This is a genomic window from Pseudonocardia sp. ZF1, assembly GCF_056835605.1.
Genome location: NZ_JAJNBY010000001.1, coordinates 2,812,735 through 2,828,546, shown reverse-complemented (window position 1 = coordinate 2,828,546; position 15,812 = coordinate 2,812,735). Strand labels below are relative to the sequence as shown.

The 15,812-nt window shown below is 76.5% G+C and carries 13 protein-coding genes; 6 read left to right on the top strand and 7 right to left on the bottom strand.

Annotation, left to right across the window (positions count from 1 at the left end; all coding sequences use genetic code 11):
- Positions 1–5: 5 nt before the first annotated feature.
- Genes ZF1_RS13810 through ZF1_RS13795 form a run of 4 tightly spaced genes read left to right on the top strand, consistent with a single transcriptional unit; the run spans position 6 to position 4,553 of the window.
- Positions 6–965 carry an ABC transporter permease gene (locus tag ZF1_RS13810; RefSeq protein WP_482638701.1) on the top strand — a complete coding sequence of 320 codons (960 nt, stop codon included), beginning with the start codon at positions 6–8 and terminating at the stop codon, positions 963–965.
- A complete protein-coding gene (locus ZF1_RS13805; RefSeq protein WP_224402555.1) occupies positions 962–1,843 on the top strand; it encodes an ABC transporter permease in 882 nt (293 codons plus the stop codon). Before ZF1_RS13810 ends, ZF1_RS13805 begins: the two co-directional genes overlap by 4 nt.
- Positions 1,840–3,435 (top strand): ATP-binding cassette domain-containing protein, encoded by a 1,596-nt coding sequence (locus ZF1_RS13800; RefSeq protein ID WP_482637451.1) that lies wholly within the window; start codon positions 1,840–1,842, stop codon positions 3,433–3,435. The genes ZF1_RS13805 and ZF1_RS13800 overlap by 4 nt, the downstream gene beginning before the upstream one ends.
- Positions 3,436–3,443: 8 nt before the next feature.
- The gene (locus tag ZF1_RS13795) at positions 3,444–4,553 is read left to right on the top strand and encodes a serine hydrolase domain-containing protein (RefSeq protein WP_482637450.1); all 1,110 of its coding nucleotides are present in this window, start codon (positions 3,444–3,446) and stop codon (positions 4,551–4,553) included.
- 61 nt (positions 4,554–4,614) lie between these two features.
- On the opposite strand, the gene ZF1_RS13790 is transcribed toward ZF1_RS13795, so the two are convergent.
- The 4 genes from ZF1_RS13790 to ZF1_RS13775 form a co-directional block, all read right to left on the bottom strand.
- A complete protein-coding gene (locus ZF1_RS13790) occupies positions 4,615–5,214 on the bottom strand; it encodes a malonic semialdehyde reductase (RefSeq protein WP_346109369.1) in 600 nt (199 codons plus the stop codon).
- A 79-nt stretch (positions 5,215–5,293) separates the two neighbouring features.
- Positions 5,294–6,226, bottom strand: a complete 933-nt coding sequence (locus ZF1_RS13785; RefSeq protein WP_073574956.1) for an aldose 1-epimerase family protein — start codon at positions 6,224–6,226, stop codon at positions 5,294–5,296.
- 27 nt (positions 6,227–6,253) lie between these two features.
- A complete protein-coding gene (locus ZF1_RS13780; protein ID WP_482637449.1) occupies positions 6,254–9,805 on the bottom strand; it encodes an AAA family ATPase in 3,552 nt (1,183 codons plus the stop codon).
- Entirely contained in the window at positions 9,802–11,028 is a 1,227-nt protein-coding gene (locus tag ZF1_RS13775) for a metallophosphoesterase family protein (RefSeq protein WP_482637448.1), read from the bottom strand. The genes ZF1_RS13780 and ZF1_RS13775 overlap by 4 nt, the downstream gene beginning before the upstream one ends.
- A 223-nt stretch (positions 11,029–11,251) precedes the next feature.
- Between ZF1_RS13775 and ZF1_RS13770 the strand changes: the two genes are divergently transcribed.
- Entirely contained in the window at positions 11,252–11,434 is a 183-nt protein-coding gene (locus ZF1_RS13770) for a hypothetical protein (protein ID WP_062394822.1), read from the top strand.
- On the top strand, positions 11,431–11,658 hold the full coding sequence (locus tag ZF1_RS13765) for a hypothetical protein (protein ID WP_179759914.1): 228 nt from the start codon (positions 11,431–11,433) through the stop codon (positions 11,656–11,658). Before ZF1_RS13770 ends, ZF1_RS13765 begins: the two co-directional genes overlap by 4 nt.
- 8 nt (positions 11,659–11,666) lie before the next feature.
- On the opposite strand, the gene nhaA is transcribed toward ZF1_RS13765, so the two are convergent.
- The 3 genes from nhaA to edd all read right to left on the bottom strand — a co-directional run bounded on the left by nhaA (position 11,667) and on the right by edd (position 15,796).
- Complete coding sequence (nhaA, locus tag ZF1_RS13760) at positions 11,667–12,914, bottom strand: Na+/H+ antiporter NhaA (protein ID WP_482637447.1); 1,248 nt, start codon at positions 12,912–12,914, stop codon at positions 11,667–11,669.
- 385 nt (positions 12,915–13,299) lie between these two features.
- A complete protein-coding gene (eda, locus tag ZF1_RS13755) occupies positions 13,300–13,917 on the bottom strand; it encodes a bifunctional 4-hydroxy-2-oxoglutarate aldolase/2-dehydro-3-deoxy-phosphogluconate aldolase (protein ID WP_345645266.1) in 618 nt (205 codons plus the stop codon).
- 37 nt (positions 13,918–13,954) lie between these two features.
- Entirely contained in the window at positions 13,955–15,796 is a 1,842-nt protein-coding gene (edd, locus tag ZF1_RS13750) for a phosphogluconate dehydratase (RefSeq protein ID WP_482637446.1), read from the bottom strand.
- Between the last annotated feature and the right edge of the window lie 16 nt (positions 15,797–15,812).

The following is a 15,812-nucleotide window of genomic DNA, read 5'->3' as shown; positions in this document are numbered from 1 at the left end:
GCCTCGTGACGAGAATGATCCTCCGGCGGCTGCTGGTGAGCGTCCTGGTCCTGTTCGTGGTGTCGCTGCTGGTCTTCGCGGCGACGCTGCTGCTGCCCGGCGACCCGGCGCGCGCCATCCTCGGCCAGCAGGCCACCCCGGAACGGGTCGCGGCGCTGACCCAGCAGCTGGGCCTGGACCGGCCGGTCTGGGAGCGCTACCTCGGCTGGCTGGGCGGCGTCCTCACCGGCGACCTCGGCTACTCCGCGGCCACCCAGGGACCGGTGACCGAGCTGCTCGGCGGCCGGATCGCGGCGTCCGGGGTGCTGCTCGTGCTGACCGCGGTCGTCGCCACCCCGGTCGCGCTGGCGCTGGGCGCCTGGGCCGCGGTCCGCCGCGGCACCCGCACCGACTCCGCGCTGTCGGGCGGCAGCCTGGTGCTGGCCGCCCTGCCCGAGTTCGTCATCGGTGTGCTGCTGGTGGTGCTGTTCGCGACCTCGGTGCTGCAGGTCCTGCCGTCGGTCACGATCGCCCGGCCGGGCGAGCCCGTGTGGAGCCGGCCCGAGCAGCTCGTGCTGCCGGTACTGACCCTGGCCCTGGTCGTGATCCCCTACGTCGTCCGGATGACCCGGGCGACGCTGTCGGAGACCTTCGACACCGGGTTCGTGGAGATGGCCCGGCTCAAGGGCCTCCCCGAACGCACGGTGCTGCTGCGCCACGCCGTGCCGCACACCGTCGGGCCGGTGGCCCAGGTGCTGGCGCTGCAGCTGGCGTGGCTGGCCGGCGGCGTCGTGGTGGTCGAGTTCCTCTTCCGCTACCCCGGCATCGGGCAGGCGCTGATCGACGCCGTCAACAACCGCGACGTGCAGGTGGTCCAGGCGATCTCGATGCTGATCGCCGCGTTCTACGTCGTGGTCAACCTGGCCGCCGACGTCGCCGGGATCCTGGCCGACCCGCGGATCCGTACCGCCGGAGGTACCCGATGAGCGTCACCAGTCCCCCCGTCACCTCCGGCGCCGCGTCCGCACCGGCCGGACTCGTCCGGCGCACCTTCCGGCGCCGCCAGGCCCGGATCGGCGCAGCGCTGACCCTGGTCGTCGTCGCCGTCGCCCTCCTCGGGCCGACGCTCGGCCCCCTGCTGACCGGCTTCGGCGTCGACGACTTCGCCGGCCGCCCGTTCAGCTCCGACGGTGTCCTCGGCACCGACGACCTCGGGCGCGACGTGGTCGCCCGCTTCCTCGCGGGTGGTGGGCCGGTCCTGCTCTACGCGCTCGCCGCGACCGCGCTGGGCCTGGTCGGCGGTGCGGTCGCCGGCATGCTCGCCGGGTACTCCGGCGGCCGGCTCGACACCCTGATCATGCGGGGCGGCGACGTGCTGCTGTCGTTCCCGCAGCTGGTGCTGGCGCTGCTCGCGGTGGCCGTGCTCGGCTCGTCCGGCTGGCTGCTGGTGCTGGTCATCGGGATCTCGCACATCCCCCGGGTGGCCCGGGTCGCGCGGCAGGCCACGCTGTCGGTCGCCGGGCAGGACTACGTGCTGGCCGCCCGGATGTACGGCGTCCCGCGCCGCCGGATCCTCGGCACCGAGATCCTGCCGAACATCACCGGCCCGCTGATGGTGGAGCTGGGCCTGCGGTTGACCTACTCGATCGGCTACATCGCCTCGCTGTCGTTCCTCGGTCTGGGCGTGCAGCCGCCGGCCGCGGACTGGGGTCTGCAGATCAACGAGAACCGGATCGCGCTGATCGTCGCCCCCTGGGGCGTCCTGCTGCCGGTGCTGGCCATCGCGGTCCTCACCGTCGGCACCAACATGATCACCGACGCCCTCGCCAAGGAGTCGGCCGACACCACCGGGGAGGGCGCATGACCGCCACCGCGACACCCACGATCGGCTGCACGGGCCTGCGCGTGTCCACCACCGGCGGGCGGGAGGTGCTGCACGGTGTCGACTACGCGGTCGCCCCGGGCGAGATCCTCGCGCTGGTCGGCGAGTCCGGCTCCGGGAAGACGACGGCGGCACTGGCCGCGCTCGGCCACTTCCGGACCGGGCTCGCGCACACCGGCGGCACCATGGCGTTCCACGGCCACACCGAGACCCACGAGGACCTGCTCACGCTCGACCCGGTCACGCTGCGCGGGGTCCGCGGCCGGCTGGTCAGCTACGTGCCGCAGGACCCGGCGCTGTCGCTGAACCCGTTGCTGCGGGTCGGCACCCAGGTCGCCGAGGTGCTGGAGGCGCACTCCTGGGACGGCGACGTCACCGGCCGGGTCCGGGAGGTCCTCGCCGAGGTCGGCCTGCCCGACGACGACGCGTTCCTGGCCCGCTACCCGCACCAGCTCTCGGGCGGGCAGCAGCAGCGGGTCGGGATCGCGGCCGCGTTCGCGAACCGGCCCGACGTCGTCGTGCTCGACGAGCCGACGACCGGCCTCGACGTCACCACCCAGGACCTCGTCCTGGACACCGTGCGGGAGCTGGTGACCCGCTCGGGGACGGCGGCGCTCCATATCACCCACGACCTCGCCGTCGTCGCCGGGCTGGCCGACCGGGTCGCGGTCATGCAGTCCGGGGAGGTCGTCGAGACCGGGCCGGTGGCCCGGGTGCTCACCGCCCCCGAGCACCCGTACACGCGGGGCCTGATCGCCGCGGTGCCCGACCTGGACCGGCGTGTGGAGCGGACCCCGGTCCCGAGCGGCGACGCGGGCGGCGAGCCGGTGCTGCGGGTGTCCGGCGCCGGGAAGCGCTACGGCGCGACCACCGTCCTCGACGGGGTGGACCTGGAACTGTGGCCGGGCGAGTGCCTGATGCTGCTCGGCGAGTCCGGCTCGGGGAAGACCACACTGGCCCGCGGGCTGTCCGGGCTGCTGCCGCTCGACGCGGGGACGCTGACGCTCAAGGGCGAGGAGCTGGCCACCCCGCGGTCCCACGCCCAGCTGCGCAGCGTGCAGTACGTGTTCCAGAGCCCGTTCGCGTCGCTGAACCCGCGCCGGACCCTGGCCGGGTCGCTGGAGGTGCCGCTGCGCCACCTCACCGACGCCGACGCCGGCACCCGCCGGGCCCGGGTCCTGGACATGCTGCGCCAGGTACGGCTCGACGAGTCGTTCGCGGCGCGCTACCCGGGGTCGCTCTCGGGAGGCGAGCGACAGCGTGCGGCCATCGCGCGGGCCCTGGTCACCGCACCGGACGTGCTCGTGTGCGACGAGGTCACCTCGGCGCTGGACGTGTCGGTGCAGGCCGCGATCCTGGACCTGCTCGCCCTGGTCCGCCGCGAGCTGGGCACGGCGATGGTGTTCGTGACCCACAACATCGCCCTGGCCCGCGAGGTGGCCGACCGGATCGCGGTGCTGCAGGGCGGCCGGATCGTCGAGCAGGGCACCGTCGAGGAGGTCCTGTCGAACCCCGCGAACGACTACACCCGCGAGCTGCTGGCGCACACGCCGTCGATGGCGGCGGTCCGATGAGCGGGGGGATGCGGGGCACCGTCGCGCCCGGGTACTCCGCCGTCGCGGACGCCTTCGCCGCGGTGCTCGCCGGGAGCCGTGCCGGCGTCGCGTTCTCGGTGGTCCGCGACGGGGAGGTGCTCGTCGAGCTGCACGGCGGGCTCGCCGACCCCGCCACCGGACGGCCCTGGGAGGCGGACACGGTCGCGGTGCTGTTCTCCGGCACCAAGGGTCTGACCGCGGCCGCCTGCGCCGCGGTGTCCGACCGGCTGGAGCCGGACGCTCCGGTGGCCCGGTACTGGCCGGAGTTCGCTGCGGGCGGCAAGGAGCGCGTGACCGTCGGCCAGGTGCTCTCGCACACCGTCGGGCTGCTGTACCCCGACCCCGAGCCGGTCGGGGACGACCGGTGGGACGACCGGGCGTGCGCCGCGGTGCTCGCCCGGCAGGAGCCGCTGTGGGAGCCGGGCACGGCGGTCGCCTACCACCCGACGACCTACGGGGCGATGACCGCGGAGCTGCTGGCGCGGGTCACCGGGCGGAACCCCCGTGCGGTCGTGCGCGACCTGGTCACGCAGGTCCCCGGTGCCCGGGTGTTCCTGGGTGCGGCCCCACCGGGACCGGCGCGGATCGTGCGCGACCCGGACTACCGGATCTCGACGTTCCTCACCGACCCGCGGCGTCGACGACTCGTCGAACGGATGTACCGGACGCTGCTCGAGGAGCCGGACCTGCCGAACACGGGCGCCTACCACCGGTCCGGCGGGCTGGCCGGGGCCGGCCTGGCGAGCGCGCCGTCGATGGCCCGGTTCTACGCGGCGCTGTGCCCGTCGGGCCCGGTACCGGGGGCCTCCCCGGTACCGGCCGCGGCGCTGGCCCGGGCCACCCGGACCTGGTCGGAGGGGACCGATGCGGTCAACGACCGGCCACTGCGGTTCGGCCTCGGCTTCGAGCTCGCCGACCCGATCGGGACCTACGGACCCGAGCCGGTCGCGTTCGGGCACTCCGGCGCGGGCGGCGGGCGGCACGGTGCCTGGCCCGAGCGGGGGCTCGGGTTCTCCTTCCTCACCAACGAGATGCGCGCCGAGGACGTCGACGACCGGGCGTCGAGCCTGCTGGCGGCGCTGCAGACCTGCGGGTGAGCTCCGACGCCGACGGGGCGCCCGCTGTGCGGACGCCCCCGTCGGTGCGGTCGTGGCGCGCTCAGGCGAAGTCGAGCACGTCCGCGGCGTCGAGGCGGGGCAGCCGCGGGTGCCAGGCGTCCGGGCCGGGGTGGCCCAGGTTGACCACGAGCAGCGCGCGGTGCCGGCCGCCGGGGAAGAACTCCTCGGTGACGGCGTCGGCGTCGAAGCCGGCCATCGGGCCGGTGGCGAGGCCGTGCGCGCGGGCGGCGAGCAGGACGTAGCCGATCTGCAGCGAGGCGTTGAACCGCGCCATCGGCTCGCGGCCCGCACGGCCCTGGGACTCCAGGCCCTCGCGGAAGCCGGGCTTGACCGGGAACGTGGTGTCCGAGTGCTCGTGGAAGTCGAGGTCCGCGGCCAGGATCGCGACGACCGGGGCGGCCTCGGACTTGGCCCGGTTGCCCTCGGCGAGCAGCGGCAGCAGACGCCGCTTCCCCTCGTCGCTGCGGACGAAGGTCACGCGCAGCGGCTGGGTGTTGGCCGCGGTCGGCGGCCACTGGGCCAGGTCCCACACCGCGCGGAGCGTCTCGTCGGTGACGGGCTCGTCGGTGAAGGTGTTGGCGGTGCGGGCCTCGGTGAACAGGGCGGCGCGGCCGGCCTCGTCGAGGCGGGGCAGGAGCACCGGGGAAGCGGTCTGGGCAGTCACAGAAGGTAGAGCGTTCAACGACCTCTCCGGTGTTCCGCTCCGGGGATGATCCGGATCACCCGGTGGCGTGGACACCCCAGCGCAGGACCTGCGACTCGCCGGGGACGAGCTCGATCAGGTCGGTGCCCGAGTTCAGCGCGTCCGGCGGGCAGGTCATCGGCTCGACCGCGATCGCCCGCGACGGCGTCACGGCTCCGTCCGGGCCCTGGCGCGGGAAGTCCGACGGGGTGAAGACCTGCACCCAGCCGAACGCCGCGTCGGCCCACAGCTCGGTGCCGCCGCCGTCCCGGGACCCGACGCGGTGCCGGACCCGGCCGTCGGCGCCGCCGTCCGGGCCGTCGCCGGGGGTGCAGCCGCCGAACGCGCTGTCCAGGACCAGCCCGGCGAGCCGGGTCCGGGAGACCGCTCCGTCCAGCGGCCGTGCCGGGCCGTCCGGGAGCTGGTCGCGCAGCGGCAGCTCGGTCCGCGCGGACAGGGTCAGCTCCAGCTCGTCGGTCGGCACGTCACCGACCCGCAGGTACGGGTGGAAGCCGAGGCCGAACGGGACGGGCGCGTCCCCGAGGTTCTCCACGACCGTGGTGACGGTGAGCCCGTCGCGGCCGACGGCGTAGGTCACCGTGACCCGCACCGGCTGCGGCCAGCCTGGCTGCACCGGCGCGACGGCGGTCAGCGTGATCCGGTCCCCCGCCCGCTCCACGGGGGTCCAGGGCACGTGCCGCAGCAGGCCGTGGATGGCGTTGCCGGCGTCCGGCTCGGTCAACGCGAGCTGCCTGCGGGTCCCGCGGTGGGTCCAGGCGCCGCCGCGGACCCGGTTCGGCCAGGGTGCGAGCACCGCGCCGGAGCCCTTCGGCGGGCGGGCCGTGGGCGGGTGCGGCTCGACCCGGACCCGGCCGCCCTGGGAGAACCCGGCCAGCGCCGCCCCGACCTCGTCGACCTCGGCCCGGGAGTCGCCGCTGACGATCACGAACCGTTCACCGCACGCGTCCACGTCGGTGAGTCTCCGTGATCGCTCCGCTCAGCCGGCCAGCGGGGTGGCGCGGGCGGTGTCGGCGTCGCCGACGACCTCGACCGGGGCGGGCGGCCCCAGCTCGGCGACGGTGAACCGGACGCCCGCGTCGCGGGCGAGCCCGACGACGTGCTCGTGGTGGGTGAACAGCAGCACCTGCGCGGTGGCGGCCAGCTCCCCCAGCACGGCGACGGCGGCGGCGCCGCGCTCGTCGTCGAAGGTCATGAGGACGTCGTCGAACACGACCGGCACCGTCGGCAGCCCGGCGGCGACCCGGTCGGCCTGCAGCTGCTCGATCCCGGCCAGGCGCAGCGCGAGGTGCACCTGGTCGGCGGTGCCCTCCGAGAGCCGGGTCGGGGCGAGCTCCTCGCCGTCGGCGCGCACCGCGACCAGGCTGCGTCCGGCGCCGCCCGCCTCGGCCGGGGGCCGCAGCGCGACGAACCGGCCGCCGGTGAGGCGTTCGAGCACCACCCCGGCGCGGACCAGCAGCGGGGAGGCGTGGCTGCGCTCGTAGGCCTCCAGCTCGCGACGCAGGATCTCGCGCTGCAGGTGCAGCACCAGGTAGCGCTCCGCGGCGTCGGCGACGCCGGCCAGCTCGGACTGGGCGCGGGCGTACAGCTCGGCGGCCCCCTCGGCCTCCTCCAGCTCGCGGCGCCGGGCCCGCAGCCCGCCCAGCTGCTCACGCACCTCGTCCTGCTCGGCCCCGAGCTCGCGCTCGTGGGCCTGCGCCCGGTCCAGCGCCTCGGTCAGCGCACCGGGCTCGGTGTCCGGGGCGGCGGCGACCAGCTCGTCCGCGTCGAGGTCGGGCGCCGCGGCGGCCAGCAGCCGCTCCTGCTCGGCGATGCGGGTGTCGAGCACGGCGACGTGCGCGCCGCGCTGCGCCGCGGCCTCCAGCCCGCCCGGCTCCGGGGCCTCGGTCAGTGCCAGCTCGACGGCGAGCCGGTCCAGCACCGCGGTGGCCGCGGCCGCGCTGCGGGCGGCGCGGGCGGCGTCGTCCTCGGCGGTGGTGATGCCGTCGTCGAGGTGGCCCGCCGACACCGCGGCCTTGGTGACCTCGCGGACGCGGTCGGCGAGCTCGCCGAGCCGGTCCGCGGACGCGGTACCGGTCGGTGCGGGCTCCAGGTGCCGCTCCACCAGCGCGACGACCGCCCGTCCGTGGGCGGCGACGGCGCGCTCCAGACGGCGGGCCTGTTCGTCGTCCTGGCGGGCGAGCGCCCCCGCGGTGCGGGCGTCGGCGACGGTGTCGCGGCGGGTGTCCCAGCCCGCGGGCTCCAGATCGGTGGGCAGACCGGCGCCGCGCAGCGCGAACCGCCAGCGCTGGGTGGCCAGCTCCCGTTCGTGGCGGGCGGCGTCGGCCGCTCCCCCGGCGCGTTCGGCCTCGCTGCGCAGCCGGGCCAGCAGCACCCGCCGGTCGCGGGCGTGCTCGGCCTCGGTGGCGAGGTCGGCGGCGGCGACGAGCAGCACGTCCAGCGGGGCGCCGTCGCGTGGGCGCCCGGCCGCGGCGAGCGCGGAGCCCAGCGCCCGTTCCTGCACCTCGGCCTGGTCGCGCAGCCGGGCCAGGCGCTCGTCGGCGCGGGCGGCGTCGTCCTCGGCGCGGGCGGCCTCGGCCAGCGCGGCGACGACGGCGTCGGCGTCGTCCGGGTCCGGGACGGCGACGCCGTGCGCCCGCCACAGCGTCGCCCAGGCAGCGGCCGCGGCGGCGGTGCGCTCACCGGCCGCGGCGGCGGCGGCCGCGGTGCGGGCGGCCTCGGCGTCGGCGGTGTCGAGCTCCGCGTCCCGGTGGGCCAGCTCGGCGACCCGGTCCGCGGAGGCGATCATGTCGTCGGCGACCCGGTCGGCCCCGGCGAGCGCGGCGGACAGCCTGCCCGCGGCCGCGGCGGCGCCGCCCGGCCCCGCGGCGAGCAGCTGCTCCAGCGCGGCGTCACGGGCGGCGCGGGCCGCGGCGAGCGCGTCCGCGCCGACCGGGCGGCCGTCGGCGGCCACCCCGTCGCGGGCGGCGCGGGCGCGGTGCGCGCGGTCCGCGGCGTCCGCGGCGGCCCGCTCGGCGCCGCGCTGGTCCTGCTCGGCGGTACGCAGTGCGGCCCGCAGCTCCCGGACCTCGCGGCGCGGCGGGGCCAGCACACCGCGACCGTCGACGGCGGGGCCGTCGGAGGTGCCGCGGTACCCGGCCGCGACGAGCGCCTCGGCGCGCCGGCTGCGGGCGGCGTCGCCGTCGGCGACGGCGGCCCGGCACAGCGCGGCGGCCGACCCCTCGGCCTCGATCGCGCGGCGGACCTCGGCGACCCGGCCGACCCGGTCGGCGTCGAGACCGCCCGGGACGTCGGCCACCTCGCGGACCTCGGCGAGCGCGTCGGTGTGCAGCCGCTCCGCACGGGCCTGCTCGGCGATCGCCTCGGTGAGGCGGCGGGCGTGCTCGTCGAGGTCGCGGGCCCGGTCGGCCGGCAGGTGGACGGCGGCGAGCCGGTCGGCGGGGCTGCGCCCGTCCTCGGCGACCAGCCCGGCCAGCGCGGTCTCCGCGCGGCGGTGGGCCTCGGCGGCGTCGGCGCGCAGCCGGGCCGCCCGCTCGGCGTCGCCGCGGCGGGCCTGGGCGGCGGACTCCAGCTCGCGGACCCGGGTGGCGTCGGCGAGCAGGTCCTCGTCGAGGTCGAGCTCGGCGCGGCGGGCCCGCAGTGCGTCGGCGGTGGCGCGGTGCTCGTCGCGGGCGGTCTCGGCGTCGGCCAGCGCGGCGGTGGCGCGGGTGTACTCGTCCAGCGAGGCCGCGTCGAGGGCGGCGCCGGTCGCGCACAGTGCGGCGCGTTCGGCGCGCAGCGCGGCCAGCTCCCGGGCCGGCTCCTGGCCGCGGACGGCCTGCCGGGCCCGGTCCGCCGCCCCCGCCGCCCCGCGACGGGTGCGGGTCAGCTCCGCGGCGCGGCGTTCCAGCCGGGCGATCTCCTCGGCCAGCGCCGTCACCTCACCGGCCCGCGACACCCGCTCCCCCACGGCCTTCTCGGTCTCGGCGAACCGGGCGAACGCCGCCCGCACCTCGACCGACCGGTTGCCCCGGTGGTCCTTGAACAGGGCGTCGGCCTCGGTGTCCAGCGCGGCGATCAGGGCGCGGGCGTCGCGGCCGCTGCGGGCGGTGAACACCAGCTCGGCGAGGTCCCCCTCCCCCGCGCACAGTGCCCGGCCGCCCTCGCGCAACTCCTCGTGGCCGAGCCCGAACCCCTCCCGCCAGCGGCGCCGGGCGTCGGCACCGGACTCGCCCCAGGGCGGGTCGGCGACGGCGCCGGTGTCGTCGTGCAGGCCGCGGGTGGTGCGGCGCAGCACGGTCTCGGCCCCCGCCGCACCCGCACCGGCGACCCGGGCCGCGACGGCCAGCCGCGACGGGCCGACGGCGTAGGCGTGGCGCACCGGGCGGGGCATCCCCCACAGCAGGTCGGACAGGGCGTCGAGCAGGGTGGTCTTGCCGGCCTCGTTGGGTCCGGACACGATCGTCAGACCGTCGCCGAGGGTCAGCTCGCGGCCCTCGTAGGCGCCGTAGCGCTCCAGGACCAGCGTGCGCAGCCGCGCGGTCGTGCTCACGACCCGGCCATCCGGGCCAGCAGCTGCTGCTCGGCCTGGCGGGCCAGCGCGGCGAGGCGCTCGTCGTCGCGCAGGTCCAGCAGGCCCGCCTCGCGCAGCCGGCGGCCGACCTCGCGTTCCAGCGGGGCGGCGAGCTCGCGGATGCGGTCCGGGTCGGCGGCCAGACCGGCCGCGGCGGCGGACACCGCGGCGGTCAGCTCCGGGTCGACGGCGAGCGCCCCGGCGGGCGGGCGGGTGCGGTTGCGGACCTTCTCCAGCACCGCGCCGCAGCGCTCGGCGAGCAGCTCCAGCTCGGTGCGGACGCCCTCGGCCGAGGTGAGGTCCGTCGCGGCCGGCCCGGCGCCGTGCAGCGTCACCTGGGCGACGACGGTGCGCGGCGCGGCGGCGGCGCACCGCTCACGCAGCGCGGACTCGACGGCCTCGTAGACCTCGTCCGCGCCGCCGAGCCCGGCGATGTCGACCTCGACGAGCTCCCAGCGGGCGACGTCGAGGACCAGCGGGGTGACCGTCGCCCACCGCTCGGGGGCCGCGTCGACGAGCAGGGCGCCCTTCGCGCCGCGCTCCTGCGGGTGGCGGCCCTGCAGGTTCCCGGAGAACCAGGCCGGGTGCGGGCCGTCGCAGACGGCGCGCTGCTCGTGCACGTGGCCGAGGGCGAAGTACTCGTAGCCGCAGCCGGACAGGTCCTCGGGGCGGCAGGGGGCGTAGGTGTCGTGCCGGTCGTCGCCCTGCACGGAGGTGTGCAGCATGCCGACGTTGACCAGACCGGGGATCCGGTCGGGGTAGGCGGGGACGAGGTTCTCCAGCACCGCGCGGCGGGCGAAGCCCTGGCCGTGCACGGCGAGGCCGAGGTCGTCGTCGACGACGGTCTCGGGCGCGTCCACCGAGAGCCGGTGGGTGTTGGGCGGCAGCCGCAGCGACCGGGTGATCTCGGACTCGGCGTCGTGGTTGCCGCTGATGAGGAACACCGGGATGCCCTCGTCGTGCAGTCGCGAGAGCTGCCGGACGAAGAACGCGCCGGTCGCGTAGTCCTTCCAGTCGCCGTCGTAGACGTCACCGGGCAGCACGAGCGCCTCGGCCCGGGAGTCGACGACCGCGTCGACGAGGTTCTCGCAGGCCCGCCGGGTCGCCGCACGCAGCGTTGTGGCGAGCCCGGAGTCGCCGAGCCGCGACAGGCCGCGCAGCGGGCTGTCGAGGTGCAGGTCGGCGGCGTGCACGAAGCGCACGGAGGAACTCCCGGAGCGGTCGGGTACGGGGAACCGCCGAGTCTAGGACGGGGCCCCCGCCGTTCCCCGCCGCGACACCGCCCGCCCGCTCACCGATGACGACGCCGCAGGTCAGGTGGGGCGGCCCACACAGCGGCGCCGGTCACGTTCCGGTGTCCGGACGATGGCCGGTGGGTAGACCCTGGCCGTCCGATCCCGAGAGAGAGCCGCGAGGTCGAGCCCGATGATCCAGCTCTGCGAGCGCTGCTACGCCCCCGTCGACGCCGCGACCGAGCGCGTCTACCGGTTGTCCCACATCGAGTCGGCCGATGCGGCCGGCGAGGTGACCTGGCGCGAGGCCGTCGTGCACGTCGCGGCGTGTGTCCCCGCGGGCACCGTCGTCCCGGCCGGGCGGTGGGCCGCGTGATCCGGGACGCGCTGTGCGAGCGCTGCCTCAACCCGATCGACCCGACCCGCGAGCCGCTGCGGATGCGCACCCACGGCGGGACCGCGGCCGACGGCGGACCGGCCCGCAGCTTCGTGCACGCCCTGCCGTGTGTGCGCCCGGACACCGGTGACTGGGACCGCGGGCGGCGCGGTCTCTCGCCGGCCGCGGTGCGGCACGCCGCGGCCCGCGCCGACCACCGCTGAGCCGGCGCTCAGCCGTCCCGGCGGGGTTCGCCCTCCTGGTAGACGTCCGGCACCCCGTCACCGTCGTCGTCGCGCGTCTCGACCTCCTGCAGACGCCGGTAGTGGGCGTTGCGGGAGCGCAGGACCACCGTCGCCAGCAGCACCGCGAGCAGCGAGCCGGACAGCACCCCGATCTTGACGTGGTCGTCCTGCGGGGTGCCGGTCCCGAACGCCAGCTCACCGACCAGCAACGACACGGTGAAACCGATCCCGGCGAGCTGGGCGAGACCGAGCAGGTCCCACCAGGACAGGTCGTCGGACAGCTCGGCCCGGGTGAACCGCTGCACCAGCCAGGTCGAGCCGAGCACGCCCACGGTCTTGCCGACCACCAGGCCGGCGACGATGCCGAGGGTGACGGTGTCGGCCAGGGCCGCGCCGAACCCACCGCCGTCACCGTCGCCGCCGACCACCGTGACTCCGGCGGCGAAGAACGCGAACACCGGCACCGCGAACCCGGCCGACAACGGGCGCCAGCGGTGCTCGAAGTGCTCCGACAGCGACACCCCGTGCACCCGGCGGCGCCCCAGGACCGGCACCGCGAAGCCGAGCAGGACACCGGCGACGGTGGCGTGTACCCCGGACTCGTGCACGAGCACCCAGGTGATGGCGGCGAGCGGCAGCAGCACCCACCAGGAGCGGATCCCGCGCTGCACCGCGAGGGTGAACAGCGCCAGCGGGACGAGGGCGCCGAGCAGGGCGGGCACCGACAGCCGGTCGGTGTAGAAGACCGCGATGATCGTGATGGCCAGCAGGTCGTCGACGACGGCGAGGGTCAGCAGGAAGGTCCGCAGCGCGGTGGGCAGGTGGGTCCCGATGACGGCGAGCACCGCGAGCGCGAACGCGATGTCGGTGGCGGTCGGGATCGCCCATCCGACCAGCGCGTCGGGGTTCGCGAGGTTGATCGCGACATAGATCAGCGCGGGCGCCGCCATGCCGCCGACGGCCGCCGCGACCGGCAGCAGCGCCGTGCGCGGGTCGCGCAGGTCCCCGGCCAGGAACTCGCGTTTGAGCTCCAGCCCGACGACGAAGAAGAAGATCGCCAGCAGGCCGTCGGCGGCCCAGGTCGCGAGCGACAGGTCCAGATGCAGCGCGGCGGGGCCGACGGTGAACCCGGCGAGCGCGGTGTAGGCGTCGCGCCAGGGCGAGTTGGCGAACAGCAGCGCCGCCGCGGCCGCGATGACGAGCAGGACGCCGCCGACGGTCTCGGTGCGCAGCACGTCGGCGACGCGACGGGCCTGTGCCCACGAACCGCGGGAGAACAGGCGGCGGGGGCGGGGGTGGTGTTCACGGGGCTCCGGGGAGGTCGGGAGGGCAGGGGGCAGCGCTCGCCGACCAGACTTCCCGGCACACCGGAACGGGATCCTAACGGTCCCGGGCCCCCGCGTCAGCCCGTTCGAGGCGCTCGCCACCTCCTCGCCGGACGCCCGGGGGCGGCCCCCTCGTGCCGTCCCCGGGCGTCAGGATCGCGTCAGGACCCGGCCCGTCGGTGTCGCCGCGGGCGCACGATGACGCGATGAGCGACATCGCCGGGTGGGCGCTGATCCTGGTCTACCTCCTGCTGGCCGTGGCGGCGGCCAGGGCCGTGCTCGTGGTCCCGCGCCGTCAGCCCAGCGCGGCGGCGGCCGCGGCGAGACCGCGGATCCGGTCGAACTCCCCCGCGGCGACGGCGTCGGCCGGGGTGAGCCAGGAGCCCCCGACGCAGGAGACGTTGGGCAGGGTCAGGTAGCCCGGTGCCGAGTCGACGGTGATCCCACCGGTCGGGCAGAACCGCAGGTCCGGCAGCGGCCCGGCGACCGATGCCAGGAACGGGCGCCCGCCCGCGGCCTCGGCGGGGAAGAACTTGCAGGCGGTGTGGCCGCGCTCGGCGACGGCCATCATCTCCGAGATCGTCGCGGTGCCGGGGAGGAAGTCCAGCCCGGAGTCCTCCATCGCGTCGAGGAGCCGCGGCGTCGCACCGGGGCTGACCAGGAAGCGGGCGCCCGCGTCGACCGAGGCGCGGACGTCGTCGGGGGTGCGGACGGTCCCGGTGCCGACGACCGCGTCGGGCACCTCGGCCGCGATCCGGCGGACGGCCTCGAGCGCGGCCGGGGTCCGCAGGGTCACCTCGATGACCGGCAGCCCGCCGTCCACCAGGGCACGGGCGAGCGGGACGGCCGTCGCGGCGTCGTGCAGCACGACGACGGGGACGACGGGGGCCAGCTCCAGCAGCTTCTCGCTCATGGTTCCTCTCGGACGGGACGGTCTCTCGACCGGTCCCTCAGTGGGGCAGGACGACGGTCGCACCGGTGTCGGCGGGTCCGACCGCGGCGCGGAACGCCGCGAACAGCTCACGTCCGGTGCCGGTCGTCGGGCCGGACGGGCCGGCGGGCCGGGCGGGCTCGCGGGCGTCGAACTCGTCGGCGTCGACCAGCAGGGACAGGGTGCCGTTCAGGGTGTCCAGGCGTACCGGGTCGCCGTCGCGCACGTTCCGCAGCGGTCCGCCCTGCGCGGCCTCCGGGGTGACGTGCAGCGCGGCGGGCACCTTGCCCGAGGCGCCGGACATGCGGCCGTCGGTGACGATCGCGACCTGGTGCCCGCGGTCCTGCAGCAGCCCCAGCGCGGGCGTCAGCTTGTGCAGCTCGGGCATGCCGTTGGCGCGCGGTCCCTGGTACCGGACGACGGCGACCAGGTCCCGCCCGTCGAGCTCGCCCGCGGCGAACGCGGCCAGCAGGTCGTCCTGGTCGTCGAAGACCACGGCCGGCGCCTCGACGACGCGGTGGTCGGGCTCGACGGCGGAGGTCTTGACCACCGAGCGGCCCAGGTTGCCGTGCAGCACGCGCAGCCCGCCGTCCGGGGAGAACGGGTCGGCGACCGAGCGCAGCACCGACTTGTCCAGGCTCTCCGTGGTGCCCTCACGCCATACGAGGGTGTCCCCGTCGAGGAAGGGCTCGCGGGTGTAGCGGGACAGGCCGGGGCCGTCGACGGTGCGGACGTCGTCGTGGGCCAGGCCGTGGTCGAGCAGCTCGCGGATGAGCAACGCCGTCCCGCCGGCGGCGTGGAAGTGGTTCACGTCCGCCGTGCCGTTGGGGTAGATCCGGGCCAGCAGCGGCACGACGGTGGACAGGTCCGAGAAGTCGTCCCAGGTGATCTGCACGCCCGCGGCGGCGGCCATCGCGACCAGGTGCATCGTGTGGTTGGTGGAGCCGCCGGTGGCCAGCAGCGCGACGATCCCGTTGACCACCGCCTTCTCGTCGACGACCGCACCCATCGCCTTGTCCGGGTCACCCGCGGCGTCGAGCGCGCGGCGGGCGACCTCGTCGGTCAGGGCGTCGCGCAGCGCGGTGCCGGGGTTGACGAACGACGACCCCGGCAGGTGCAGGCCCATGACCTCCATCAGCAGCTGGTTGGAGTTCGCGGTGCCGAAGAAGGTGCAGGTCCCCGGGCCGTGGTAGCTGGCCGACTCCGCCTCGAGCAGCTCGGCGCGGTCGGCCTCGCCCGCGGCGAACGCCTGCCGGACGCGGGCCTTCTCCTTGTTCGGCAGGCCCGAGGTCATCGGACCGGCGGGTGCGAGCAGCACCGGCAGGTGCCCGAAGGACAGCGCGCCCATCACCAGCCCGGGGACGATCTTGTCGCAGACCCCGAGCAGCACCGCGGCGTCGAACATGTCGTGGCTCAGCGCGACGGCGGTGGACAAAGCGATGACATCGCGGGAGAACAGCGACAGCTCCATGCCGGCGCGGCCCTGGGTGATGCCGTCGCACATGGCCGGGACCCCGCCGGCGACCTGGGCGACCCCGCCCGCGGCACGGGCCGCGGCCTTGATCCGCCCGGGGTAGGTCTCGAACGGCTGGTGGGCCGAGAGCATGTCGTTGTAGGCGGTGACGATGCCGATGTTGCGGGCGGGCGACGCGGTGAGGGTCAGCTTGTCCGGCCCGCACGCGGCGACCGCGTGGGCGAGGTTGGCGCAGCCGAGGTCGGCGCGGCCGGGACCGGCCGCGGGCCCCGCGGCGGCCGCAGCGCGGATGCGCTCGAGGTAGGCGGCGCGGGTGGTGGCCGAGCGGGCGGTGACCCGCCGGGTGACGGCGTCGACGACGGGGTGCAGCGGCACGGAAGCGGTCACGGTACGTCGATCTCCA